This window comes from Ensifer sp. 22460, assembly GCF_052044935.1.
GTDB lineage: Bacteria > Pseudomonadota > Alphaproteobacteria > Rhizobiales > Rhizobiaceae > Ensifer.
The window spans coordinates 64218-87730 of record NZ_JBQENZ010000018.1 but is presented as its reverse complement, the minus strand read 5'-3'; the positions used below and the strand labels follow the sequence as shown (position 1 = coordinate 87730).

Annotated in this window: 22 protein-coding genes and 2 pseudogenes; 7 read left to right on the top strand and 17 right to left on the bottom strand. The window is 59.9% G+C overall.

Going from position 1 to position 23513, the window contains the following annotated elements; genetic code table 11:
* Positions 1–220 precede the first annotated feature (220 nt).
* Positions 221–388 (top strand): hypothetical protein, encoded by a 168-nt coding sequence (locus ACTJKM_RS21895; RefSeq protein ID WP_197423518.1) that lies wholly within the window; start codon positions 221–223, stop codon positions 386–388.
* 185 nt (positions 389–573) lie between these two features.
* On the opposite strand, the gene ACTJKM_RS21890 is transcribed toward ACTJKM_RS21895, so the two are convergent.
* From ACTJKM_RS21890 to ACTJKM_RS21870, 5 genes are all read right to left on the bottom strand, one after another.
* The gene (locus tag ACTJKM_RS21890; RefSeq protein WP_440660873.1) at positions 574–1062 is read right to left on the bottom strand and encodes an RES family NAD+ phosphorylase; all 489 of its coding nucleotides are present in this window, start codon (positions 1060–1062) and stop codon (positions 574–576) included.
* A 36-nt stretch (positions 1063–1098) separates the two neighbouring features.
* Complete coding sequence (locus ACTJKM_RS21885; protein WP_440660872.1) at positions 1099–1470, bottom strand: DUF2384 domain-containing protein; 372 nt, start codon at positions 1468–1470, stop codon at positions 1099–1101.
* Between the two features lie 407 nt (positions 1471–1877).
* Positions 1878–3791: a Ti-type conjugative transfer system protein TraG gene (traG, locus tag ACTJKM_RS21880; RefSeq protein WP_440637935.1), complete on the bottom strand. Its 1914-nt coding sequence runs from the start codon at positions 3789–3791 to the stop codon at positions 1878–1880.
* Positions 3791–4021 (bottom strand): conjugal transfer protein TraD, encoded by a 231-nt coding sequence (locus ACTJKM_RS21875; RefSeq protein ID WP_058323405.1) that lies wholly within the window; start codon positions 4019–4021, stop codon positions 3791–3793. Before ACTJKM_RS21875 ends, traG begins: the two co-directional genes overlap by 1 nt.
* Positions 4011–4298, bottom strand: a complete 288-nt coding sequence (locus ACTJKM_RS21870; RefSeq protein WP_440660871.1) for a TraC family protein — start codon at positions 4296–4298, stop codon at positions 4011–4013. Before ACTJKM_RS21870 ends, ACTJKM_RS21875 begins: the two co-directional genes overlap by 11 nt.
* A gap of 220 nt (positions 4299–4518) precedes the next feature.
* On the opposite strand from ACTJKM_RS21870, the gene traA reads away from it, so the two are divergent.
* A complete protein-coding gene (gene traA, locus ACTJKM_RS21865; RefSeq protein WP_440660867.1) occupies positions 4519–9120 on the top strand; it encodes a Ti-type conjugative transfer relaxase TraA in 4602 nt (1533 codons plus the stop codon).
* A gap of 441 nt (positions 9121–9561) precedes the next feature.
* Here traA and ACTJKM_RS21860 read toward each other — a convergent pair whose 3' ends face one another.
* The 4 genes from ACTJKM_RS21860 to rctB all read right to left on the bottom strand — a co-directional run bounded on the left by ACTJKM_RS21860 (position 9562) and on the right by rctB (position 11238).
* Positions 9562–9747 (bottom strand): helix-turn-helix domain-containing protein, encoded by a 186-nt coding sequence (locus ACTJKM_RS21860; protein WP_440638062.1) that lies wholly within the window; start codon positions 9745–9747, stop codon positions 9562–9564.
* A 169-nt stretch (positions 9748–9916) separates the two neighbouring features.
* Positions 9917–10306: a type II toxin-antitoxin system VapC family toxin gene (locus tag ACTJKM_RS21855; protein WP_440660866.1), complete on the bottom strand. Its 390-nt coding sequence runs from the start codon at positions 10304–10306 to the stop codon at positions 9917–9919.
* Positions 10303–10536 (bottom strand): type II toxin-antitoxin system Phd/YefM family antitoxin, encoded by a 234-nt coding sequence (locus ACTJKM_RS21850; protein WP_058323408.1) that lies wholly within the window; start codon positions 10534–10536, stop codon positions 10303–10305. Before ACTJKM_RS21850 ends, ACTJKM_RS21855 begins: the two co-directional genes overlap by 4 nt.
* A 384-nt stretch (positions 10537–10920) precedes the next feature.
* Complete coding sequence (gene rctB, locus ACTJKM_RS21845; protein WP_440660865.1) at positions 10921–11238, bottom strand: SMa0974 family conjugal transfer regulator; 318 nt, start codon at positions 11236–11238, stop codon at positions 10921–10923.
* Positions 11239–11496: 258 nt separating this feature from the next.
* Between rctB and traI the strand changes: the two genes are divergently transcribed.
* The 3 genes from traI to ACTJKM_RS21830 are packed head-to-tail and all read left to right on the top strand — an operon-like array spanning position 11497 to position 14262.
* Complete coding sequence (traI, locus tag ACTJKM_RS21840) at positions 11497–12096, top strand: acyl-homoserine-lactone synthase TraI (protein ID WP_440660864.1); 600 nt, start codon at positions 11497–11499, stop codon at positions 12094–12096.
* Positions 12097–12109: 13 nt separating this feature from the next.
* Positions 12110–12871 carry a winged helix-turn-helix transcriptional regulator gene (locus tag ACTJKM_RS21835; protein ID WP_063893420.1) on the top strand — a complete coding sequence of 254 codons (762 nt, stop codon included), beginning with the start codon at positions 12110–12112 and terminating at the stop codon, positions 12869–12871.
* A gap of 35 nt (positions 12872–12906) precedes the next feature.
* Positions 12907–14262 carry an amidohydrolase family protein gene (locus tag ACTJKM_RS21830; protein ID WP_440660863.1) on the top strand — a complete coding sequence of 452 codons (1356 nt, stop codon included), beginning with the start codon at positions 12907–12909 and terminating at the stop codon, positions 14260–14262.
* 116 nt (positions 14263–14378) lie between these two features.
* Here the strand turns inward: ACTJKM_RS21830 and ACTJKM_RS21825 are convergent, their stop codons facing one another.
* Both ACTJKM_RS21825 and ACTJKM_RS21820 read right to left on the bottom strand, forming a co-directional pair.
* Complete coding sequence (locus tag ACTJKM_RS21825) at positions 14379–15728, bottom strand: MmgE/PrpD family protein (RefSeq protein ID WP_440660861.1); 1350 nt, start codon at positions 15726–15728, stop codon at positions 14379–14381.
* A 33-nt stretch (positions 15729–15761) separates the two neighbouring features.
* Entirely contained in the window at positions 15762–16832 is a 1071-nt protein-coding gene (locus tag ACTJKM_RS21820; RefSeq protein WP_440660860.1) for an ornithine cyclodeaminase, read from the bottom strand.
* Between the two features lie 272 nt (positions 16833–17104).
* On the opposite strand from ACTJKM_RS21820, the pseudogene ACTJKM_RS21815 reads away from it, so the two are divergent.
* Both ACTJKM_RS21815 and ACTJKM_RS21810 read left to right on the top strand, forming a co-directional pair.
* Positions 17105–17349, top strand: a pseudogene (locus ACTJKM_RS21815) (type II toxin-antitoxin system ParD family antitoxin).
* Positions 17330–17533 (top strand): annotated as a pseudogene (locus tag ACTJKM_RS21810) (type II toxin-antitoxin system RelE/ParE family toxin); the annotation flags it as partial. The pseudogenes ACTJKM_RS21815 and ACTJKM_RS21810, both read left to right, overlap by 20 nt.
* A gap of 51 nt (positions 17534–17584) precedes the next feature.
* On the opposite strand, the gene ACTJKM_RS21805 reads toward ACTJKM_RS21810, so the two are convergent.
* From ACTJKM_RS21805 to ACTJKM_RS21780, 6 genes are all read right to left on the bottom strand, one after another.
* Complete coding sequence (locus tag ACTJKM_RS21805; protein ID WP_440660858.1) at positions 17585–18955, bottom strand: MmgE/PrpD family protein; 1371 nt, start codon at positions 18953–18955, stop codon at positions 17585–17587.
* Positions 18956–19014: 59 nt separating this feature from the next.
* Positions 19015–19944 carry a carbon-nitrogen hydrolase family protein gene (locus ACTJKM_RS21800; RefSeq protein WP_113511708.1) on the bottom strand — a complete coding sequence of 310 codons (930 nt, stop codon included), beginning with the start codon at positions 19942–19944 and terminating at the stop codon, positions 19015–19017.
* Positions 19944–20591: an RraA family protein gene (locus tag ACTJKM_RS21795; RefSeq protein ID WP_058329148.1), complete on the bottom strand. Its 648-nt coding sequence runs from the start codon at positions 20589–20591 to the stop codon at positions 19944–19946. Before ACTJKM_RS21795 ends, ACTJKM_RS21800 begins: the two co-directional genes overlap by 1 nt.
* Before the next feature lie 34 nt (positions 20592–20625).
* A complete protein-coding gene (locus tag ACTJKM_RS21790; RefSeq protein ID WP_440660857.1) occupies positions 20626–21486 on the bottom strand; it encodes a TauD/TfdA dioxygenase family protein in 861 nt (286 codons plus the stop codon).
* A 123-nt stretch (positions 21487–21609) separates the two neighbouring features.
* The gene (locus ACTJKM_RS21785) at positions 21610–22698 is read right to left on the bottom strand and encodes an ABC transporter ATP-binding protein (RefSeq protein ID WP_440660856.1); all 1089 of its coding nucleotides are present in this window, start codon (positions 22696–22698) and stop codon (positions 21610–21612) included.
* Positions 22695–23498, bottom strand: a complete 804-nt coding sequence (locus ACTJKM_RS21780; protein WP_058329151.1) for an ABC transporter permease — start codon at positions 23496–23498, stop codon at positions 22695–22697. The genes ACTJKM_RS21785 and ACTJKM_RS21780 overlap by 4 nt, the downstream gene beginning before the upstream one ends.
* Between the last annotated feature and the right edge of the window lie 15 nt (positions 23499–23513).

Genomic DNA, 23513 nt, shown 5'->3' with positions numbered 1-23513 from the left:
CCGCTACCGCTGCCACACGAGATCAAAAACTATCCGCTCAGGGTGCCAAGTCTGTCACGAGCAATCGTGCCGCCTCAAGGACGAGCGGTCCCCCCGAAATGCTTCGCATTTTGGCTCCCCCGCCCGCCGGCTCCGCCGGTCGCGTCCCGCGATCCTTGACCCAGCCCGATCCTCGCGACCACCGGCGCCATCTTTCACATTATTCAAGGAGATGACGGCAATGACGGTTGCACTGGAAGACCACATCGAGGAACTGCGCCGCGAGCTGAATTGTTGCGACCCGGCCGAGCGCGCTCAGATCGCAGAGGAGCTCGAACTGACACAGGCGGAATTGGAAGTGGCAATCGCCGAACAGGAGGGCCGCATCGATGCCAAGCCTCCCTTCTAAGGGAGGCCATAGCCATGTGTAGACCGCTGACGGCGCGCTTAGGAATGGTCTGCATTCTGTCGAATGGTCGGACGGGGCTCGCTGAGGTCTGAATAGTTCGGTGCAGGCAAATTGCGCGGTCTTGCGGATGGTCAGCTCTTCAGGAAACGGCAGGACGTTGGTTACGATTGATCCGCAGGGTGGGTTCACCGCTCCCAACTCGACCGATTACGCGGGAGTCTACCCTTGGGATCATTGACTTCGATCCGATTCTTGCCTTCGAGCCGTTCGCTGAAGATAACGACATTCGCCCCACCCGGATTGGCTATGCTGGGAAAAATGATGCCTGTATGGCCGGCCTCTAGTACGAGATCTCCCAGTACCCATGTCGGCGGCTCGACGTGCAGGTCGAATTTGTGGTGGCGCCAGTCCTCCCGCCAGCTATGCCAGAGGTCGTCCCATGGGGCGCGGTGGCTCAGCTGTTGACGGTCGACGAGGTTTACCAATGTCGCGGTGTACGAGCAAACGGTGCAGGGCGGCAGAAAAGGAGAGGTCTGCTGATACTCACGGAGGGCAGTTACTTCGTCCAACGCTAGGTAAAGAGCTTCGACGCCCTCTCGATTGAACCGGCCGCCCTTGCGCGCCGCGCCCCGCGCCGCTCCTCGGCAAGCTGGCCCATTCTGGCATATGGGCACGGTAGAGCAACCTGCCCGCGGGAAGATGTTCGAGGATTACCCGACATATCCCGAACTGACGGATTCCAGGTAGTCGATCGCATCCTCGGTCCGGCCTTCGGTAACGAGTTGAAGGATCGTCTTGTGGCGAAACGCCGGGATCGGAGCATTCTTGATGAGGAACAGCGCGCGCTCCTTGTCGGGCTGCACGACGGATGCCGCGGACAGCACGCGCATCAAGTCGCGCAGCGCCGCCTGTAGCTTGGCCGAACTCGGATGGATCCTGACCGTGTTGCGATGTACCGCCGCGATCGCTGCGAGATCCTGAAGTTGAAGGCCAAACAGGTCCGCAACACCAGTTGCCGAAAGATCGGACGTTCCGGGCTGGTGAACGCTTTCGAGAACATCGGGTAGAGCAAGCGCGGACATGGCGGTTCTCCTGCCGAAAATGCAGGACTAATTTGCGCACATTTCACGCACATTTCAAGCGCATGACACATGACCGCAATTGCTCTAAGCCAGATTCCCGTTCGATCTTTCCGCCGCGCTCGCTCATAATTTCGACCAGGCCGAACACTTCCAGATGGGGACCTGGCTCGCTCTCTAAACCTTGATATCCTTGTTAAGGGCGATGGAATCGCCGTAGCCAAGGACATTGCCGCTCGCGTCTCGGACATAACTTGGCTCGCATCGGCTGGCGCTGCCGTCTCTCAGCCGGATGCCACTCAAGGGGTTACTTCGTCTTCATTGTCGTCGACGATCATGCACACCTTTGTTCGAACGGCCGCGACGCGCCCGCGTTCGGCCGGCGCAATAAGCATGAGTACGGCTTGGCGTTAAACCCGGACAAAGCGGTTTGCCTTTGCTGCCTGATCCATATCCTTCCGCCGAAAGTAGATCGCGCGCCCGCAACGGATCGGGCTATGACCTTGCACGATAATGATCTGCTCGTCCTTGCGCATCGACTGGGTGATTTCGTGTGGCATGATCAGCGACCGGCGCTGGAAATTAACGCTTTCGGATTGGCGGGCCCTGGCGGTTTTTGTGTCCCAGCCAACGTTACGGGAACTCCTCTTCACCTCGACCGTCATCTCACCGCATTGGGCGGAGACGTTGCGCGCTGTGTCCAGCGCTTTGATCGCGGCATAGCTCGTGAAGGCGCAGCCGTCGATCCACGACGTCGCGCCATCCCTCCCGAAATGCCGCTCCAGCTGGCCGACCGATTGGTACATCAGCATCATTGAGATGCCGTACTTTCGGCCGCGGTCGCGCGCCTCTTCCATAACGCGCATGTATCCCAGAAGATCGACCTCATCGAGCATGAACAACGCCCGGCGCTTGAAGCCGCCATCGGCGTGGATCATGGCATTGATCAGTGAGCCGATGATCACGCGGCCGATGCTCGGATAGGAGCGCAGGATCGATGCCGGGATGTTGAGGAAGACGTCCTTCTTGCCCGAGACGATGTCACTCGATTTGAAAGCATTGCCACAGACGAGTGCGGCGTAGCTGTCGAGCGACAGCCACTGGCAGTCCTTCGATGCTGTCGAGTAGACGCCTGAAAACGTCTGCTCAGTCATGTTGGTGAAAACGCCGAGGGTCTCGCGGATGAAGGCCGATTGCGAGTGCTCCTGAATGTCGCGCAGCATCGCCAGCACCGAGGGCTCCGGCTCGGAGACGATCTGCCGAAGACTGCGCAAGGTTCGCCGCCCTTCATATTCCGGCGACAGCATCACGTGCGCGAGCAGGCCGGTCAGGAGATTGTGTGCTTGGTTCTGGAAGTAGGAACCGCTCGAGCTTTCGAAGCGCACGCTCTCCGACAAGAGCATGTGGGCAATGCCGACGATGTCCTCTTCCTTTCGCTGCGAGTACTCGATTCCGTCGAGCACGTTGAAGCCCATGATCGGGTTTGTCGGATCAAGCACCATCACCTCGCGTCCAAGCACGCGGGTGCGGTGCTCGACCACCATGGGCGCGACTTCGGTCGAGGGATCGAGGCAGATCAGCGGGCCGGTATAACGCAGCGCCGTCGGCACGACATTGCTTGTGGTCTTGTATCCACCCGACCCGGCAAAGAAGAGCATATGGGTGGAATCGAAATCCTGCTTGTAGGTCAGTAGCGGCGCTTTGCCGCCTTTCCCCCATGTGGCCGGATCGTTTGGATCGAAGGGCAGTTCATGGACGATGTCCTTGTCGACGCGGTAGCGCTCGCCGACGACGATCTCGCCGTCCGGCGGAAACAGTTTTCCCGCCGCCGACATCGGCAGCCAGTCCGCGTCCCCGAAGGTTCCGCGCCTGGCGCGCTTTACCGGTTCGGGGACCACAGTGGAAACGCGCGCGGCCACAGCCACGGCCATGAAGCCAACGACTGCGCTGACGACAGCGACCATGTCGAGATAGGACAGCGCCTGATCCCAAGATAGAGCGCCGCTTTCCACGGATGGGGACAGTCGGCCGAATTCACGCAGCGCGTAGAGGCTGGCGACTGTCAAAAAACAAACGAGGCTCGCCATGGCTACCGGCATTCGCCGGTGCAACGGCAAGGCCCAAACGGTCAACAGGCCTGCGAGCGGCCCGAGCAATAACGGTAGTAGCGGTGAGGCTCGTAGAAACCAGTATGCCGCCTTCCCGGACAGTCCGGCGGCGAGCACCGACCAGCGCCAGCCCACGACATAGACCGCAAAGGCGGTGACAGCGACGGGCAAGAGAATGAGCAAATGGCTCGGATGCGGTTTTGACTTCAGTGCCATTACGCCGTCTCCGCGATACGAGGTGATCCGCCCTCTGACGCGGGCGCCTTGAATGCTTCCTCACCGATATCGCGCAGGCGCCGATGCTCGGCAGTGCCCGGCGCGACGCTTGCAAGTTCGATGAGACCGCCGAGTAGAAACGCCCGGTCGGCCTTCGTGAGACCCGCTCTCGCGACAATGCCACCGAGCAGGGTTTTCTCGCGGGACTCTCGCTTTCGTTCACTCGTCATGAGAAACCTCCGCCGTCGTTCCAGACCCGACACTTGCCGGTCGACGCGGCGAAGCAGTTGAGCCAAAGGCCCCTTCCTTCTCTCCTTTGCGAAATCGAGCAGCGATCTCCCCGAAGACCGCGTCAAGTTCCTCGTCAGTGATCTCCATTTCCGCCAGACCCCATTTCGTGGCGGCGCGCGCAAACCGCTCGGCGGATTTTACTATCAGCGTTCGTCTACGGTCGCGCAGCTTCTCGATCTGGGCGTCGATATCGGAAATCGATGATTTTGTGACCATCCTGGTGTCCTTCCGTGTTTGAGAAATCTGACCAGCGTCGATTATACTATCTATAAAATGATAGTAAATCGGGCTAGGATGCACCATCCCGAAAACGTCGCGGTCGGAATTCCGACCGTCGGTCGCCTTCCGGAGAAGCGGCATCGGTCCTTCGGTCCGACCGGTTTGAGGGCGCAATATACGTCGCTGGCGCGACGTGCTCGGAAGGACGGAGACAGTCGTGGCGATCATGTTCGTCAGAGCGCAGGTGATCAGCAGGGGAGCGGGACGCAGTATCGTCTCGGCCGCCGCATACCGCCATCGCGCCCGGATGATGGACGAGCAGGCCGGAACGTCCTTCAGTTATCGTGGTGGCGCGTCGGAGCTGGTGCATGAGGAACTGGCGCTGCCGGACGATATCCCGGGCTGGCTGCGGGCGGCGATTGCGGGGAAGACTGTCGCCGCGGCAAGCGAGGCGTTCTGGAATGCGGTGGATGCGTTTGAGACGCGGGCGGACGCACAGCTTGCGCGGGAGTTGATCATTGCTTTGCCGGAAGAGCTGACGCGAGCGGAGAATACCGCGCTCTTTCGTGAATTTGTCCGCGACAACTTCACGTCGAAAGGAATGATCGCCGACTGGGTGTTTCACGACAAGGGCGGCAATCCACATATCCATCTGTTGACGGCGCTCAGGCCCCTTACGGAGGAGGGGTTTGGGCCGAAGAAGGTGCCGGTCCTGGGCGACGACGGGGAGCTGTTGCGTGTCGTCACGCCGAACAGGCCGAACGGCAAGATCGTCTACAAGCTCTGGGCTGGCGACAAGGAAACCATGAAGGCATGGAAGGTCGCCTGGGCCGAAACGGTCAACCGCCACCTGGCGCTGGCCGGCCATGAGATCCGTCTCGACGGCCGCTCCTATGCTGAGCAAGGCCTCGACGGGATCGCCCAGAAACACCTCGGTCCGGAGAAGGCGGCGCTCGCGCGCAAGGGTGTCGAAATGTATTTCGCGCCGGCTGATCTGGCGCGGCGGCAGGAGATGGCCGACCGGCTGCTTGCCGATCCGGAGCTTCTCCTCAAGCAGCTCGGCAACGAACGCTCCACCTTTGATGAGCGCGATATCGCCAAGGCGCTGCACCGCTATGTCGACGATCCAGTGGACTTCGCCAATATCCGCGCGCGGCTTATGGTTTCGGGCGATCTGGTGCTGCTGAAGCCGCAGCAGGTCGATACCCAAACGGGCAAGGCGACAGAACCGGCGGTGTTCACCACGCGGAAAATCCTGCGCCTCGAATATGATATGGCGCAGTCTGCCGAGGTTCTGTCAGTGCGAACGGGCTTCGCCGTCTGCGCTGCCAAGGTCTCCGCCGCCGTCCGAAGCATTGAAACGGCCGATCCGGAAAAGTCCTTCACGCTCGATTCCGAGCAGGTCGATGCCGTTCGTCATGTCACGCGTGACGACGGCATCGCCGCCGTCGTTGGTCTTGCGGGGGCGGGCAAGTCGACGCTGCTTGCTGCCGCACGCGTTGCCTGGGAAAGCGACGGCCGGCGGGTGATCGGCGGGGCCCTTGCCGGCAAGGCCGCCGAAGGGCTGGAGGACAGTTCCGGCATCCGGTCGCGCACGCTGGCTTCGTGGGAATTAGCTTGGGCCGCTGGGCGTGAGCAGCTCAGCCGTGGCGATGTGCTGGTGATCGACGAGGCCGGCATGGTCTCCTCGCAGCAGATGGCGCGCGTCCTGAGGATTGCCGAGCAGGCAGAAGCAAAGGTCGTGCTCGTCGGTGACGCAATGCAGCTTCAACCGATCCAAGCGGGTGCGGCGTTCAGGGCAATCACAGAACGGATCGGCTTTGCGGAACTTGCCGGTGTGCGCCGTCAGCGTGATGCGTGGGCGCGCGAGGCATCCCGCCTATTCGCCCGCGGCAAGGTCGAAGAGGGCCTCGACGCTTACGCCCAGCAGGGCCGTATTGTCGAGACCGAAACCCGGGCCGAGATCATCGACCGCATGGTTGCCGATTGGGCCGATGCCCGTCATCAACTGCTGCGCAAATCGGCTGCGGGCGAACATGCGGGCCGTCTTCGCGGTGACGAACTGCTTGTTCTCGCCCACACCAACAATGACGTTCGGAAGCTGAACGAGGCCTTACGCAAGGTCATGATCGACGAGAGCGCGCTGACAGGAGCGCGGCAATTCCAGACGGCACGAGGACTTCGCGAGTTTGCCGCCGGCGACCGGGTCATCTTCCTCGAAAACGCCCGCTTCCTCGAACCGCGCGCAAGGCGGCTTGGTCCCCAATATGTGAAGAACGGTATGCTTGGCACGGTCATTTCGACTGGCGACAAACGCGTAGACGCGTTGCTGACGGTGCATCTCGATAATGGCCGCGACGTCGTGATCAGCGAGGACAGCTACCGCAATGTCGATCACGGCTATGCCGCGACCATCCATAAATCTCAAGGCTCGACCATCGATCGGACCTTCGTGCTCGCCACCGGAATGATGGACCGGCATCTGACCTATGTGGCGATGACCCGGCATCGGAACCGCGCCGATCTCTACGCTGCGCGCGAGAATTTTGAACCGAAGCCGGAATGGGGGCGCAGGCCGCGTGTCGATCACGCATCCGGCGTCACCGGTGAATTGGTGGACACCGGGTGGGCCAAGTTCCGGCCGCAGGATGGTGATGCAAAGGAAAGCCCGTACGCCGATGTGAGGACGGACGACGGAACCGTTCACCGACTTTGGGGCGTGAGCCTCCCAAAGGCACTTGAGGGTGGAATCTCGACAGGCGATACCGTGACGCTCCGCAAAGATGGCGTCGAAACGGTCACGGTAAAGGTGTCCGTCATAGATGAAGAGACCGGCAAGAAGCGCCTCGAGGAACGTCAGGCCGAGCGCAACGTCTGGACTGGAACACAAGTCGAAACTGCCGATGCGCGCAAGGCTAGGATTGAGCAAGAAAGCCATCGGCCGAATGTGTTCAAGCGGCTTGTTGAGCGCCTTGGACGATCTGGCGCCAAGACAACGACGCTCGATTTCGAAAGCGAGGAAGGCTATCGGGAGCATGTCCGTGATTTTGCCCGACGGCGCGGCATCGAGACGCTCGCCCGGGTCACTTTGGAATTAGAGGAGGTCGCGGCGCGACGGTCGGCGTGGCTTGCGGAGAAGCGGTCGCAGCTGGCGATTCTCTGGGAGCGGGCGAGCATTGCGCTCGATTTCGCGATCGAACGGGAACGGAGCGTCTCCTACAGGGAGGAACGCAGAGAAGCCTTCGCCGGTATCCCGTTGGGTGGGAGCTATTTGATTCCACCCGCCACCGAATTCCCCCGCAGCGTTGAAGAGGATGCGCGTCTTGCGCAGTTCTCCTCGGAACGGTGGAAGGAACGGGAGGAAATACTTCGGCCAGTGCTGCAGAAAATCTATCGCGACCCCGATGGCGCGCTGTCGGCGCTCAACGCTCTGGCGTCGGGTGCAGGCGTCGAGCCGCGCAAGATTGCAGAAGATCTTGCCCTGGCGCCCGACCGCCTTGGCCGCCTGTGCGGATCCAATCTGATGATCGATGGCCGCGCCGCCCGCGACGAGCGCAACGCTGCCATGGCCGCCCTATCGGAGCTGCTGCCGTTGGCGCGCGCGCATGCAACCGAGTTCCGCAGGCAGGCCGAGCGCTTCGCCATCCGCGAGCGACAACGGCGCGCTGATATGTCATTGTCCGTTCCCGCGCTTTCGAAACAGGCGATGGCGCGTCTCGTCGAAGTCGAGGCGGTCCGGGAGCGCGGCGGGGCCGATGCCTACAAGACGGCCTTCGCCTATGCCGTTGAGGACCATTTGCTTGTTCAGGAGGTCAAGGCCGTCAACGAGGCGTTGACCACACGTTTTGGCTGGTCTGCCTTCACCGCGAAGGCCGATTCGATCGCCGAGCGAAATGTGGCCGAGCGCATGCCGGCAAATCTCACCACTGACCACCGTGAAAAGCTAGTGCGCCTGTTCGAGGTGATCAGGCGTTTCAGCGACGAGCAGCGTTTCGCAGAAAAGCAGGATCGTTCGAAAATCGTCGCCGGCGCAAGCATCGAGTTCGGAAAGGAGACAGTGCCCGTGTTGCCCATGCTTGCCGCCGTCACGGAGTTCAAGACATCGATTGCCGATGAAGCGCGGGAAAGGGCGCTTGCCGTTCCCCATTACAATCATCATCGCGCCGTCCTCGCCGAGGCGGCAATGCGCATCTGGCGCGATCCGGCCGGCGCGGTCGCCAAGATCGAGGAGCTTGTCGTGAAGGGCTTTGCCGGCGAGCGGGTTGCCGCAGCCGTCAGCAACGATCCGGCGGCCTATGGCGCGCTGCGTGGCTCCGGTCGCATCATTGACAAGTTGCTTGCTGTCGGCCGCGAGCGGAAGGCGGCGCTTCAGGCTCTGCCCGAAGCGACAAGCCGTGTCCGTTCCCTCGGAGCGTCTTATGCCGCTGCGCTTGAGGCTGAAACCCAGGCTATTACCGGCGAGCGCCGGCGTATGGCGGTCGCTATTCCCGGTCTGTCGCAGCAGGCTGAGGGCGCGCTGCGGCAGTTGACGACCGAGATGAAGAAGAGGGAGGGCAAGATCGAGATTGCCGCGGGTTTTCTCGATCCGCGCGTCGCCCAAGAATTCGTCTCCGTCAGCCGGGCGCTCGACGAGCGCTTCGGCAGAAACGCCATCCTGCGTGGCGAGAAGGACGTCATCAATCGCGTGTCGCCGGTGCAGCGCCGCGCGTTGGAGGCGATGCGGGATCGGCTGCAGGTCTTGCAGCAGACGGTTCGCGTGCAGAGCAGTCAGGAGATCATTTCGGAGCGTGAGCGGCGCGTCATCGACCGCGCCCGTTGAATTACCGGAGCGCATTGAAGAAGAAGGCAGAAGGAGATGCGCAAGGCTGAACACGAACCCTTTACGATCGATCGGCCGTACTGAGATCGCCACCGGGCGGTTATCAAGGATCAGATTGCGTTAGCCAACCTCACCGTAACGCTGAAGAGATGACCAAGCCCGGCATGCGCGACGTTGGTGGCCTGGTTTGCAGATTGCGTCAAAGGGTGTTTCCTGCGGTATTTGCATCAGCGCTCATGCTGAAGCGGGCATTTCGCGCGGCGGCCGCCATCTTACGATCCTCGCGCACATCGGCGCCATTGTGCACTGGAACACGATCTATCTCGGCCGCACCGCCGCCCGAGCACAGGGAAGGATGTTCCGAATTGCTGTACATTCCTTGCCACTGAGTTGGGAGCATCAATCTCGCCGGCATCTATTCCCAGGAAAAGCGGCAAGGTTTCAGGCCTTAGTACCTCTGCACAGAGGATTTGACGGGTTGGGTTGCAGCGTGGGTAGGCTGTTGTGATTGACGAGCAGTTCGATGTTTCGGGCCACGCCGGGTTTCCTTCGGATTAAGCCGGCCCGCTCGAGGGTGAGCACCATTTGGTGGACAGATGGTGGGGGGACGCCGAAATAGCGTTGCAGGTCACGCTAGGCGGCGCCCGTTCGTTGATCTAGCTATAGGCCCAGATGAAGGCGAGGTACTGGCCCTGCTTTTCGGTGAAGCGGGGTGGCGCTGCCAGCTGCCCGTCAAGTAATTGATTCGATCATGTTTGGAGGCGTACCATCGGACTAGCGACGTCTGGGGCAGAAGTCACCACAATCGGCAAATATCCGGGAGCGTGTCGAAAACTTCGTCCGCTGAAATCAGCGGGATTCCAAGAGCGAGCGTGGTCGCCGCCAGCAATCGGTCGAATGGGTCGCGATGCTCCCAGGCGAGGGTCGCCCCTTTCAAACACACTTCCGGCGCCAAGGCCGCAACTCTGCCACCCTGTTCAGCCAGCAAGCTCGGCAAGTCATTGATGAATGGTTCCATCTCCGGCCACTTGCCGATACGGACTTTCTGCCCAATCTCGAAGAAACTGATGGGACTGACAAAAACGCTGTCAGCCTCCGTGATGATAGCGGTTGCCTTGGTGGACAGGCGCATATCGCCCGTTAGTGACCATGCCCAAGCATGGGTATCGAGAAGCACAGCTGTCACACCGCGCCTTCCCAAAGAGCGAGTTCATCTTCACTCATCGGCTTAAAGAAATCCGGTCCCTGCCCTGTGACCTTGCCCTTCAGCAGCCCGACGGTGAACTTGCTTTGTGGAATAGCAACGATCCGGGCAACAGGGGTCTTGCCCTTCGCGATGACAACTTCTTCGCCAGCCTTTGCCGCCTCGATGAGTTTGGACAGATTCGTTTTGGCGTTATGGATTGTAACTTGCATGGGAGTTCCGTTTAGCTAACTTGGCTATACTTAGTGCTTTTGCCTCTGAGAATCCAGTCTCATCGCGTGGAGCGCGAGCGAGGGCTACGAATTCAATAGAGCCCGATGCCGTGCGCGCTATCTGTCGCAAAGCCCTTTCTCATGAATTGCCGTGTTCACGTTACATCAGCGTGAGGCGGTAATGTATGATTTTAGAACCACTTTGTGATTTCGAAGATTTGCCGCAGAGACGTCTGATGTGGCGAGGATATTGTCTACCGTCGGGGACCGAAAATGGGGCTATGCGGGAAAGGGCGCTTTGCCAGAACTGCGAACCCGTGCGGACAACCATGCCTGCAGGGTACCCGCAAAGGTCCAGGGCGGGCCACCGCCTCCGCGGCATCCTTACATCGCGCCGAAAGGCACGCTGCCGGCCGAGTGCCACTCAACGTGTTCACCTGAAAACTTCGCGACGGCGCACAGGCTTCCCAGCAGAAGTGTCCTGATGCCATAGAAGGTGATGGTGTCCTGCGCGTCGACTTGGAGGTGCAGACCTTCTTCCGTCAGCCTCAGGATCGCACGCGCGTCGCCGAAGTCGAGCAACCTATCGGCGCCCATATCGTCGATCGAGCGGCAATAGTTTCCGGAACGCGCGCAGACCTTTTCCGCGACCCGTTCCGGATGCGGGACCAGTACGTAGGCTTCGGCGGTGTGCTTGTACATTGAAATTCGTGGCCTCCAATCTGCGCCATCCAAGCCCGGAAATCGGCCCTTCGGCGGCTCCGCGCCCTGTTGCTACACGTTCGTGGATTCGCACCTATTTCGGCGGTTGCGACACAGCTCGCTGCGTCATCGAACTACTCACATCTGCGATATTCATGCACGGTTGGGTCGAGCACACGACTACTGATTCTATTAGTCGTCCGAGCGGCAAAACTCGTGTCCAGTAGCCAGCGACGGAGATTTCTTCGGAGATTGGTGATGGAGATACTGGATGTACCTGCCGCAGGGCGCGGAGAATTTGCGGACCTGATCGACTCGATGCATCGGTTGCGTGCCCGCGTCTTTGGCGACAGGCTGGGCTGGGATGTAGACATAAGGGACGGTCGTGAAACCGATGCTTACGATCAATTCAATCCTACCTATATCCTGGCTGTCACGGCCACGCGTGCGGTAGCGGGTTGCGCGAGGCTTCTCCCTGCCACCGGGCCGACGATGCTCGCCAATACCTTCCCGCAACTCCTCTCATCGCGACGGCTGGACGCACACGCGGGCATGGTCGAAAGCTCGCGCTTTTGTGTCGACACTGCGCTCGACGAAGGCAGGACGCAGGGGCTTCTCCACAGGACCACGCTGAAGATGTTCGCTGGCATCATCGAGTGGTCGATGGCGAACGGCTACCGCGAGGTCGTCACGGCCACTGACTTGCGTTTCGAGCGCATTCTGAAACGCGCTGGGTGGCCAATGCAGCGCCTTGGCCGGCCGTGCTCCAACACGATGGCCGTAGCAGGAGTTCTTTCTGCAGATGTCGGAAGTCTCAGTCGGATTCGTGCTGTGATCAACAACAGACCTAAAGCCTAAAGAGGAGAAGTCTTTGAGTTCAGCGCGGCGCCAGATCCTGATTGGTTCGACCGATCCGGACTACTACTTGCTGCTCGTCCATATCCTGGAATCCGAGGGATATCAGGTCATTCTTGGTTCCGGGGTCGAGGAGATTGTCCATTTTGCAGGCGAGTACGATGTCGGAGCCATCCTTCTCGATTGTCGATCGGGAGAAGATTGGGCACCTGCAGCCTGTGTAAAGCTGAAACAGGTGCCGCGGACATTCGGGATCACGACGGTCGGATTGATTGGACCTGGTGCGGAAAGTCGGTTTATCGATCTGCTGAAGGCCGGTATTGACGAGAACTTCGTAAGACCGATTGCTCCTTCCAAGCTACTCAGCTTCCTTCGCGACCGTATCCTCTTTCCGCACGCGTCGGGTCCAATGGCGAGCGACGGTCATATCCTCGCCTGTGCAGGAATTGAACTGAATGCCAACAGGCACAGCGTCAGGCGTTTGGGCATCAACGTCCACTTGGGACCGATCGAATTCCGGTTGCTTCAGTTCCTGATGGAGAACCGCGAGCAGACGTGCAGTCGCGCACAACTCATCGAAGCTGGTTGGCCCGAGCGTCGTTTCGTCGACCTCAAGACGGTGAATGTCCATATTGGTCGACTGCGCAAGGCGCTTAGCGTGGCAGGTGGCCCTGATCTCATCCGAACGGTTCGATCGTCCGGCTACATGCTCGATGGTTCCAGTCAGGAGCAATCGCAGCACAAGGCGGATCGGCCGGGCGAAGGGACCGGCGACTAGGACAGCATCCCAGCTGGCGAAAAGGAACATCTGTCATGGATCTGGTAATCCGAAATGGGGGTCTAATCACCGGCGACGGCAAGACGTTTCACAAACGGGCTGCCGTATTTGTCCGGAAGGGAAGGATCGCCGGTATCGAAGTCGCGGAGGTTGCCGCAGGCGCTGAAATCGCGGCGCGAGAAACCATCGATGCAACCGGCGGCATCGTTATGCCAGGTCTCATAAACGCACATGCGCATGGATGTATTCGGGGGCCTTCCATGCCCAGCGGCTCGAAGCCATTTGAAGGCGAAGATGTCTCTTATTTCCGAAACCGCCATCTTCTTCAGGGAACAACGACCCTTCTCAACGTCTGCGGCCTGGCCATGGCTGACGAAGTAGATGTCAACGAGGCAGAACCTCATGCAATGGATATCCGCATTTCCACGGCTCACACTCCGAAAAACATCGAGGCGGCGCTTGTGGTCGACGGCAAGGGACTTTCGGCACGGCACCTGAGTGCGACGATAGATGACCTGTTGGCCTCCGGCGCGGTCGCGCTTGGTGAGGCAGGTGGCGGACAGACATTGGGTGGTGGTGCGCAAGAATACAGGTTCATCCCGCAAGCGTTCTTGCAGGAGTTCGGGGTCGAAGTGACGCCCGCAGCCGCGAGGCGCTTGAAGAACGCCGTCCTTGGCCGCTATCTCGATCCGGTAGACGGCCTAGCGAATTTGACACTGATCGACGAGCTGGAGCGTTGCGGTCTTTCCGGGGTCACCGGAGCGGATCGCGTTCGCGAGATCATTACGCAATCGGTGATGCCTTCGGTTGCCCTCTCGTTGGCCGGATTCGATCAAATCGCCCGCGAAGCCGAGCGGGTCGGATATCCCGCGATCTTCCACAACGCGGCGCCATCTGCGAAGCGTTTGATCGCCGTGGTCGAGAAGCACCCGAAGGCACGTTTCGTCGCCGGTCATAGCAATCACCCGAGCTTTCTCCCGGACGAGGCAGTCTCGATTGCTCAGAACCTGAGACGAAAGGGGGCTATCATCGATGTTTCGACATTGGATTGTATCGGGACCCGCTGGCGCAACGATCCCTCCAACCTCGATGCGCTGATCGATGCGGGCTGTGTCGATACGATTTCGACCGATTTTGCCGGCGGGCATTGGGATGGAATTCTTGAAGCGATCCAGCGGATGGTCAGAAAGAAGCAGTTGTCTGCGGCGGAGGCCGTTGCTCTTGCGACCGGGAATGTCGCGCGCGTCTTCACTCAAATGGCCGGTGACCGCGGGCTGATTGAAAAAGGCAAGCGTGCAGACCTGATCGTTGTCGACCACGTTAATCTGAGCCGCGTCAGGCATGTCGTGATTGCAGGCTGTATAGTCGTCAGAAATGGCCGGCTTGTCTGACGGCTTCAGCCTGAGCTTGGCTCTCGCGCCGACGCCGATGATGTTCAGCCGCGGCCGCAATTACGCGATATCGCCGACGGATGATCCGACTGACACAAGGGGCAGTGGTCGACATGTCAGTCGATCAAACGCATCCTCAGGCGCTGGAGGAGGGGAGCAGCATCTCCTCTTTTCAGTGCCTCAAAAGCCTGCAGGACAGTATATTGTGCCTTGGGAGAAAGCTTGCCCCGCGTTGCTGCCGAGAATTTATTGATCAGATCTTCCCAGGCTAAGGGGCGCGCCTTGTCCCCGCGCGGCGAGGTCACCTTAGAGGTGATCAATCTGCCGTCGATCATTTGCAGGCATACCCGCGCAAGGGTCTCTGTCGGAAAGCGTGCGTCGATCTCAGGATTGACCGAGAGATGAACCTTGCGGGCGAATTCGAGGAGGTCGGGCCTATCCAGTTGCGCATTATCGACTGGCGCCAGTGCCGCAGGCCCATCAACAACAGCAATCGCCATGCAATAGGGCAGGCTGTATTGGATCTCCGTCACTGTCCTGGGAGACACGGTGTTTGAGAGTCGGAGAGCCCATTGAAAGGTCTGAACTTCGATTGATGCGATTTGTTCGGTCCTGATGTCAGCAACTTCCGAAAGCGCCGCAAAGGCATCAAGAGCGGGATGGATGTAGCGGCAGCAGGAATAGGGTTTGAAATAGACCCTCGAGATCTCAGCTGGATCACCCAAGTCCGCGATAATGCTCGGCCAGTTGAAGTGCGACGCATGATCGAGCAAATCCAGCGGCCCGGTAAATCCCCGCTCCGCGAGGCGTAATGCGGTCAGGCCCGTCACGACACTCCAGGGAATACCCTCCTTGACGTCGTTCCCGGTGAGGTTGGCATAGCCGGAGCTGCCGTTTGCCTCCTGGTTTGGTGCGAGCACTCCGGCCACAGCGAGTGCGTGTGCGAGTGCCGGGGGATCGGTTCTGTAGAGGCGGCCGGCCGTGGCCGCAGCAGCATAGCCGGTCCAACGTCCCGATTGTCGGCTTTTGATCGCTTGCGGGTTCTGCGCCACGGCAATGCGAATTCCGATCTCGTATCCGAGAGCGATTGCGGTCAGGAGGTCATCGGCGGATGAACCAATCGCAGATGCCACGGAGAGTGCTACGGGTATCACAGCCGCACCGGGATGACCGCGCGCGGCGCGATGACCGTCGTCGAAATCGAGTGCGGAGGCTGACGCAGCGTTACAGACTGCCGCAGCAGTGACCCCGAGACATTCCCCCGTAAACCAGACCGAAGCCCGGCCGGTTCCAAAATCGTGCCGGGCGACCGCGCGGGCTGAGCGCGCACTCGGTACATCGCAGCCGACGACGTAGGCGGTGACTGCATCCACAATACAGCAGGTGGCACTTAACCTCAGGTCGGGAGGCAGAGCTTCGGAAGGATAGTTCGCCAGATACTCTGCGAGGATTTCGGTGACATACATCCGCCCCCTCCATAAAGCTTAGGCCGCCGGGCGTCAGTTCGTGCTAGACGAGGATGACGCCATGCCCCCATCTGGCGAGAACCAGGTTTCGTAAACATGAGCGGCGACGTAAAGGTCAAGCATAGGCAGGCCAACGCACGTAATGAGGATCGGGAATTCCGATCCGCCGCCCGCGTCGCAGAAATCCTTTAAGTTCAAGACACCGAGCACTGGGCCAAGCTGCTCCAATGTCGATCCCTTGCGTGAGAAGTAGAGCGCCAGGCTTTGGGAGTTTCGCCGCGACACCATAGAAACGTCGTCACAGAGCGCCAATCCGCACCGAAGAACGTTTTGGATATGGCCCGACGGCGTCTCGTCTCCACCGAGATGCAGGACAACGGCATTTGGGCAGATTTCTGCGCTCTCAAACACCGGTGCGCTAGCATTGGAAGCGGTGATGACAAACCGGCAATCACGCAGCCTCTGATTATCCGCGACAGCTTCGAGCCGAATTCCAGGTGACTGTCTGTGTCTTTTAACGAGTTGGTGCGCGGAAGCGCCTGAGCGGCTGCGCACGAATATCTTCGAGACGATGCCGGCTCCGAAATGACCGAGCACTCTGATGATCTGCTCGGCAATGGGGCCTGCCCCAAAGAGGAAGACGGAGAGTTCTTCTGTTTTGGGAAAGAAAAGTTCAAGCGCCATCGAGGCATAGGTTGCCGTTCTTGCGGCAGAGATATCGGTTCCGTCCATCACGCAAAGCGGGCGCAGCGTGAAGTTGTCGAGCAGCAGGATCGTCGACGTCGAACGCGGCTGACCCAATTGACGGTTTATCGCATTGGCACCGACCACCTTGACGGCGGCGTATCTGGTCCCGACGCTGGAGAGCGAAGAGAGCTTCCAGCCTAATCGCTCGCCTTGCAACGTATCCCGGTAAGCTTCAAACTGGGGTTGGTTCCACAAGTCGGCTTCGGGAAGGGACAAAACAGATTTCAGGCCATGGGCCTGGCCCAAGCGGATGTCGGACCAAGCTGCCCTGGCGGCATCGTGGAGCGCGGATGCCTCGAGGCGGACGCCGAGGCGCTTCATTTCCGCAAGTGAAATGTATCTGGGTGTGCTCTCCATCACCGTTCTCCGTGGTTTTGTCGACGTCATGTGACGGGGAGCAATTTCCCATCTGGAATGGAGGGTTTAAAGGAAAGCTTCGGATACATTTTTGTCGTCTATAAATGAACGAGCATAACCTTAGGTTGTGACCTAGTGTTTTCGTGCCACGAACAGGAGAGGCGCCTGGGAGGGATAGGGGATGGAAAGTGCCGCGGCAGTTCATCCGAAGCGTGCCCCAATTGCTTGCACATATCGCTCGTCGATCTGAGTCGAAGACGCTAGCCGCGTGCCTGACCGAGCAGCAGAATTCGTTTGCCCGTTCGCTGGTGGAGGGCGGCCGGTATTCCAGCATGAGTTCCGTTTTTCAACACGGCCTGGAACCGCTTCGCCAAAAGACCGAGACCGTCGAAACGGCAGCGCTTCGCGAATTGGTCCAGCGGCGATTGAACGGACCAATGATTTCTGCGACGGAAATGGAAATTCGCGTGGCGGGAATGATCGAGCGGAGAGACGGGTTGTTCGTGTGGACTCTTGAATATTCTGAGGATGCCGAACGCGATTTCGAGTTGATCTTCGATCATCTGTTCGACGCCTATGTCGAACTCGGGGAAGCGCCTGACGAGGCGGTGGAGCGTACTGCTGAACGGGTCAACAGATTGCGTGTCGAAATCGATCGTCTCGTCGATACGCCCTGTATCCCCGATATTCTTGCCGGGATCTTGCGGGCTTAGTTTGCGAACAAAATGCCGTCATGTCGGAGTATGCCGGTATCAGCTGACCAATAAGTTGAGGAGCGGCCGGGGCAATCCCGCTTTATCCAGCGCGTACACGTTATCAATGGCTTCGCAAGCACTGCTGTCTCCCACGACAGGGCTCGCAAGCCGTAAGAACTTGCCCTCGAGAGCTGATTTCCGCATGGGGTTACTTGCCTCTCCCTCCGCAACGTCTACGTGCCTTTCAAAGCTCTGCCCGTCGCGCAACTGCAAGCAAGCGCTTGCGGCGTGAGCGCTTTGAGGTGAGGCGTGGATGGTATGTGGCCTCAGCTCGATACTGTCTTGAAACCGCCCGGCGATCTCGTCATTGAGCCAGTCATCCACGAACCAGTCGGGACCCGGCTCAACGCCGAATACGGCCATAGCGATGGCGTGCGGTGCGCTGAACTGCGCTGCCCACATGTGCCGCGGACGCGCCTCGCTAAATGGCGGTTCGCACAAAATCGGAGGTGCGGTCACGACCAGCTTGGCGTGCAAGCCGTCGGCGGGATCAATGCCGGCCATCCGGACGACGTCGCGGCTGGCTTGGACACTGCTTTGGATGAGCCGACAGCAACTGAAGGGCTTGAAGCCAACCCGGAGAATTTCGTAGGCACCACCCAAGTCGTTGGTCAATCGATCGAAACGGCACTCGTCGGCGCCCGCCATCCGCCAGAAACCTGCCTCCCCCTCGAAGACATCCAAAGGCCCCTCGTAGCCGGCAGCGGCAAGGCGCGCGGCCAAGACGCCCATTTGCGCGGCCATGCCGAAGTTGTTCTTCGCCATCGATGGCGTGTCTCCGTAGACGGTCTTCATGACGGACGCGACTGGCGCATTCGTAGCGGCGATCGCGATTGCATGCGCCGCTCGTCCGGCGTCGAGACGCATGAGTTTCACGGCCGCGGCTGCTGCACCGAATATCTGCCAAGTCCCATGGCCGTGAATCGCCTTTCTGGGCTGGACGTGAGCCAGTGAGATGCCAACGCGGCAGCTCACTTCATAGCCGGTGATCACGGCCTCGAGTAATTCTGTGCCCGAACACTTCGTGTGCTCAGCGACCGATAAGGCTGCTGAAATCACCGTGGCTCCGGGGTGGCCCTTCTCGTAGATGTCGTCGAAGTCGAGCGCATTGATCAAAGTTGCCTTGACGAAGGCGGCAGCCGCCGGTTCGGCACAGCCACTGACAGGTCTGCCGGAGGAGGGTGCGACCTGGCTGTCCGCCCGCAGCACCTCGAGCATGCCAGCCATCGGCAGCTGATGCCCTCCGAACAGGCAGCCAAGCGAGTCCAGGAGGCAGAGCTTGGCCTTGTCGATGACGTCGCCGGGAACGCGAGCGAGTGCTTCCTCGGCGATATAGCTGCCGAGCGTTTGCGTGATAAAAGCGGTCATATCTGGTGTCCGATTACCCGAGGATGGAGATTGGAGGTCCATTTTCAGGGGGGCGTTGTCTACGTGCTACTAGAAGAAATTGGTGCCCCCAAGGTCTGCACAGGCGAGCTGCAGGAGGAATTGCAGCGCTCACCGCGGCTGCAACCTCGGTAGACGCGTGCCTGATCGACAAACGAAACCTTGTGCGACGCGGCGGGAATGAGATTGCGAACTGCCGCCACACGGTCGAGATCGAGGTGTGCGGAAACCAGGCCGACCTGATCGACGGCGCGGGCTATGACCTGTCCCCAGGGGTCGCAGACGAGAGAGTTGCCGTAGGTGAAACGGCGATCTCCGTCCGCTGCAGTGTAGCCTCCGCATTGACCACAGGCGACGAAATAGACCTGATGCTCGATCGCGCGTGCACGGCAGAGCACTTCCCAGTGGTCCTTGCCGGTCTGTAACGTGAAGGCCGCGGGTAGAATGAACACATCCACGCCGGCGTCTGCGAGCGCATCAAAGAGCCGGGGGAATCGGAGATCGTAGCAGATGGCACAGCCGATCCTGAAGCCGTCGGCTTCGTAGACGAATAGGCTTTCTCCAGGCGCAACGGTGGCGGATTCTCGATACTTCTTGCCATCTGGCGCCTCGATGTCGAACAGGTGAACTTTGCGGTAGCGGCCCACCTCGTTACCGTCCGGATCAAAGACGACCGTTGTGTTGTAGATCTTTGAACTTCCATCAACCCTTTCGAGCAAGCTGCCGCCGTGGATCCAGACTTTTTGCCGGGCGGCGAACGCCTGCAACATGCGATAGGCGTCGCCGCCCGGCATATGATCAGCCGCCGCCAGTTTTTCCGCCACCGTGCCGCCGGACCAGTCGAAATGTTCCGGAAGAACGATGAGATCTGGTGTATCGCGTGCGATTGACAGCTGCATCAGGCTCTCGGCCGCGCGCAAATTGCTGTCGCGGTCGGGCTGGGAGTTCATCTGGACGAGGGAAATCTTCATTACACGATCCGATCCAATTCGAAGATGGAATGGCCGGCCTCAAGGTAGGGCCGGAGCTTAAGGGAACGTTGTTGGCGCTCGAGGGCAGTGTCGGCGATGCAGCGCATATCGGAGGGATCGGCAACGAAGACACCCTCCGTATCTGCCAGGACCGCATGCCCGGGCAGCACGGCCGCCCCGCCACAGGCGATCGGGACGTTGATCGCGCCACCGATCTGGTGCCGGCGGCTGGTTGTCTTGGACGAGACTCCGCGACACCAGACCGGGAAGCGGCTGGCGCGGATCTCCTCGATGTCGGTGCAAGGACCATCGACGATAATGGCGACGGCGCCACGCGCTCGGGCAGCAGCAACGACACCGCCGCCGACGCAGGCAACGTCGTCCCGGTCGACCCGGGAGATGACGAGAACATCTCCCGGGCGGAGCAGATCGATTGCCGTATAGATGACGGCTCCATCGCGGCCGGGCGCGGCGACCGTGACTGCCGTTCCAATTGCCTTGGCCGGAAAGACCGGCGCAATTCCTGCCCCAACAAATCCAAGATATTCGAAGTGGCCGATGGTTGCGGTTTCGACACCCTCCAGCAGTGTTCGCAGTGCGTCTGGTATCGCTTCAGGTTGTTTCTTAATCTTGTATGGCTGGGTCATCGACGAGACTCCGATCTGCCCTATGGTTCACAAATCAGACCGGGCGCTCGCCGGATGTCGTCGTCCGATGCATGATCCGGATGGTATTCGGGTCGAATGAATCGCGCCGGTGCATTGTGCAACGGTTGTCCCACATCACGATGTCGCCCACGCTCCATTTCTGGACGAAGACTTCAGGCGCGTTGGTGGTGTGCTCCCAAAGCCTTGAGATCAGGTCGTTGCTTTCATCGAGCGGCATGCCGACGATCCACGCCCCTTCCGACGTTCCACCCAGATAAAGCGCCTTGCGGCCCGTCTCGCTATGAGTTCTGACCAACGGATGGACAACGCCACTCCACTCCCGAAAATCCGTGCTCGTCGGTTCGCCTTTCCCGAGGCGCAACTTGCCCGTCTTGTCGTAGACATTCTGGAAGAAGATTTGCCGCCCCTCAACGGCCCTGCCCAGCTCCTCAGGGAGCGTTTCGAAAGCCTGGTAGGTTGACAGAAAATACGTGTCGCCGCCGGAAGGGGGAACCGCGATCGCCCTGAGGATGGCGCCGGCAGGTGGGCGCTCGTAGAACCATGTGTCCGTGTGCCACGTCGCTTCGCTGTTGCCGAGCGCGCCGCTCGGCTTGCCGTCCTTCATCACATTGCTGATCACCAGGATTTCGCGATGGATCGGGTGTCCGCCTTCCTGCAATTGCTTGGGATGGATGACGAAATCACCGAAGTGACGGGAGAAGTCGACCTGCTGCTGGTCTGTGATATCGGTCGCCCGAAAGCGGACGACGCCATATTGCAGCCAGTGGGATCGAACCGCCGCAATGTCCGCGTCGTCGTAGCCGGAGAAATCGAACCCGACGATGTCTGCGCAGACGTTGCTGTCAGTCTGGATTGCCGAAACTCTTGTTTTCATGTGTGTCTTTCGCCTCCGTGTGGGAAGATCCCGGGCTCGGGATCACATCGAGCTTAGCGGAGTGATAAATCGATATTCCAATATCAATTCTTTCGCATTGATAATGGAGAGTAATAAATCTCGCTATTGCTCCAGCAGTTGGACAGCGGAATGCGCGATGGCGAGGTCTACGCGGCAGCCGGCCGAGAGCTTCTCCAGGCGGGTTGAGCGGATCATGGACTTCAAGGTGATCCCGCCATCCACGAGCATCCAGGCCTCGAGATAGGCGCCCAGATTGACGACCTTTTGGATGGTACCTGTCAGGCGGTTTGCAGGCTCGTCGAGCGCCCCTGCCGCATCTGCAAGCCTGACGGCCTCCGGTCTGATGCAGCAGAAGCGCACATTGTCAGGAGCGACGTCGTCTCCCCGCGCGGCTGTGAGCACCGCCTTTCCCGCGCCGAGGGATACCTTCAGGTTCCGATCGGTCCCGGTCTCTGCGGATGCCGGGAGGATATTGGACTTGCCGATGAAATCCGCTACGAAGGAGGTCCTCGGGCGGCCGTAGATGTCCGCGGGCGCTCCTTCCTGCGCGACCACTCCGCCCTGCATGACGATGATCCGGTCGGACATGGCCATCGCCTCTTCCTGGTCATGTGTGACATAGATGAAGGTCATGCCGAGATCTTCCTGGATCTCTTTCAGCTCGACGCGCATCGCTTCCCGGAGCTTAAGGTCAAGGTTTGAGAGCGGCTCATCGAGAAGCAGCACCGACGGTGAGGGCGCAATCGCCCGAGCGACCGCGACCCGTTGCTGTTGGCCCCCTGAAAGTTCCTTCGGATAACGATCCTCAAAGCCCTCGAGACGCACACTTTTCAAGGCTCGTGAGACACCGTCGGCGATTTCCTCGCGGGGCCGGTCCTGCATCTTTAGGCCAAAGCCGACATTCTGGGCGACCGTCATATGCGGGAAGAGTGCGTAGTTCTGGAAGACCAGTCCGATTTTCCGGGCTTCCGGCGGGACGCCTTCCTGATCGCGACCGCGAATTCGGATCTGCCCGCTAGAGGGCGCTTCAAATCCGGCGATCATGTTCAGGGTCGTCGTCTTGCCACATCCGGACGGACCAAGAATGCTGACGAATTTTCCCTTCGGGATGGCAAGGCTGATATCGTCGACGATCCGGTTTGCACCGAACTGCTTGCTGACGGAAAGGAGTTCAATATCGATGGTGGTCATTTGCTACCCCCGTGGAATTGGGCGGAAAAGCCGCCGATCTTTTCGAAAAGGATGATTGCGCCAAGGATGAAGAGGAGTGACGCGACGTTGACTGCCGCAAGCACCGGATCCAGGCTGTATTCGAGATGGTTGATGACGGTAATCGGAAGTGTCGTCTGGCCGGGTCTGACCAGGAAGACGGAGAGCGGGATGTTGTTGAAGGAAATGATGAAGGCGAAGGTCATCCCCGAGAAGAGGCCGGAGCGGATCAGCGGCAACAGCACATATCTGATCCTCCGCGTGACACTGGCGCCTAGTATGCGTGCCGCGCGGTCAAGCCGCTTGTCGAAACCGAACATCGCGGTGGCCGCCATGCGCACGACGTAGGGCAACGTCAGGATGATGTGAGCCATGACAAGGCCGGGCGTTCCGAGCAGGTCGTAAAGTCCAATCGAGGACAGAAAAAGAACGACCGCCACGCCCTTGACGATTTGTGGGACCGACATGGGTGACAAGAGGAACGCCATGATGGCGGTGTGTCCCGGACATTTTGCGTAGGCGACGCTGTAGGCTCCAAGGACGCCGAGCAGTCCGCTTGCGAGCGACACGATGACGGCAAGTTCGACGCTGAGTAGAAACGGATCGAGCCAGCGGTTGTCCCAGAGCGCCGCGTACCATTGCAAGGTCCATTCGCTTGGCAGGAACGTCACGGCCGAAGTGGGACTGAAAGAGGCCGCGACGACGACAACCAGAGGAAGAGTGATGAAGGCCAGGATGGCGGCAAGCGCCATCCTGAACAAATATGTGAGCAGTCGGTTCATTGGAGCCTCCCGACA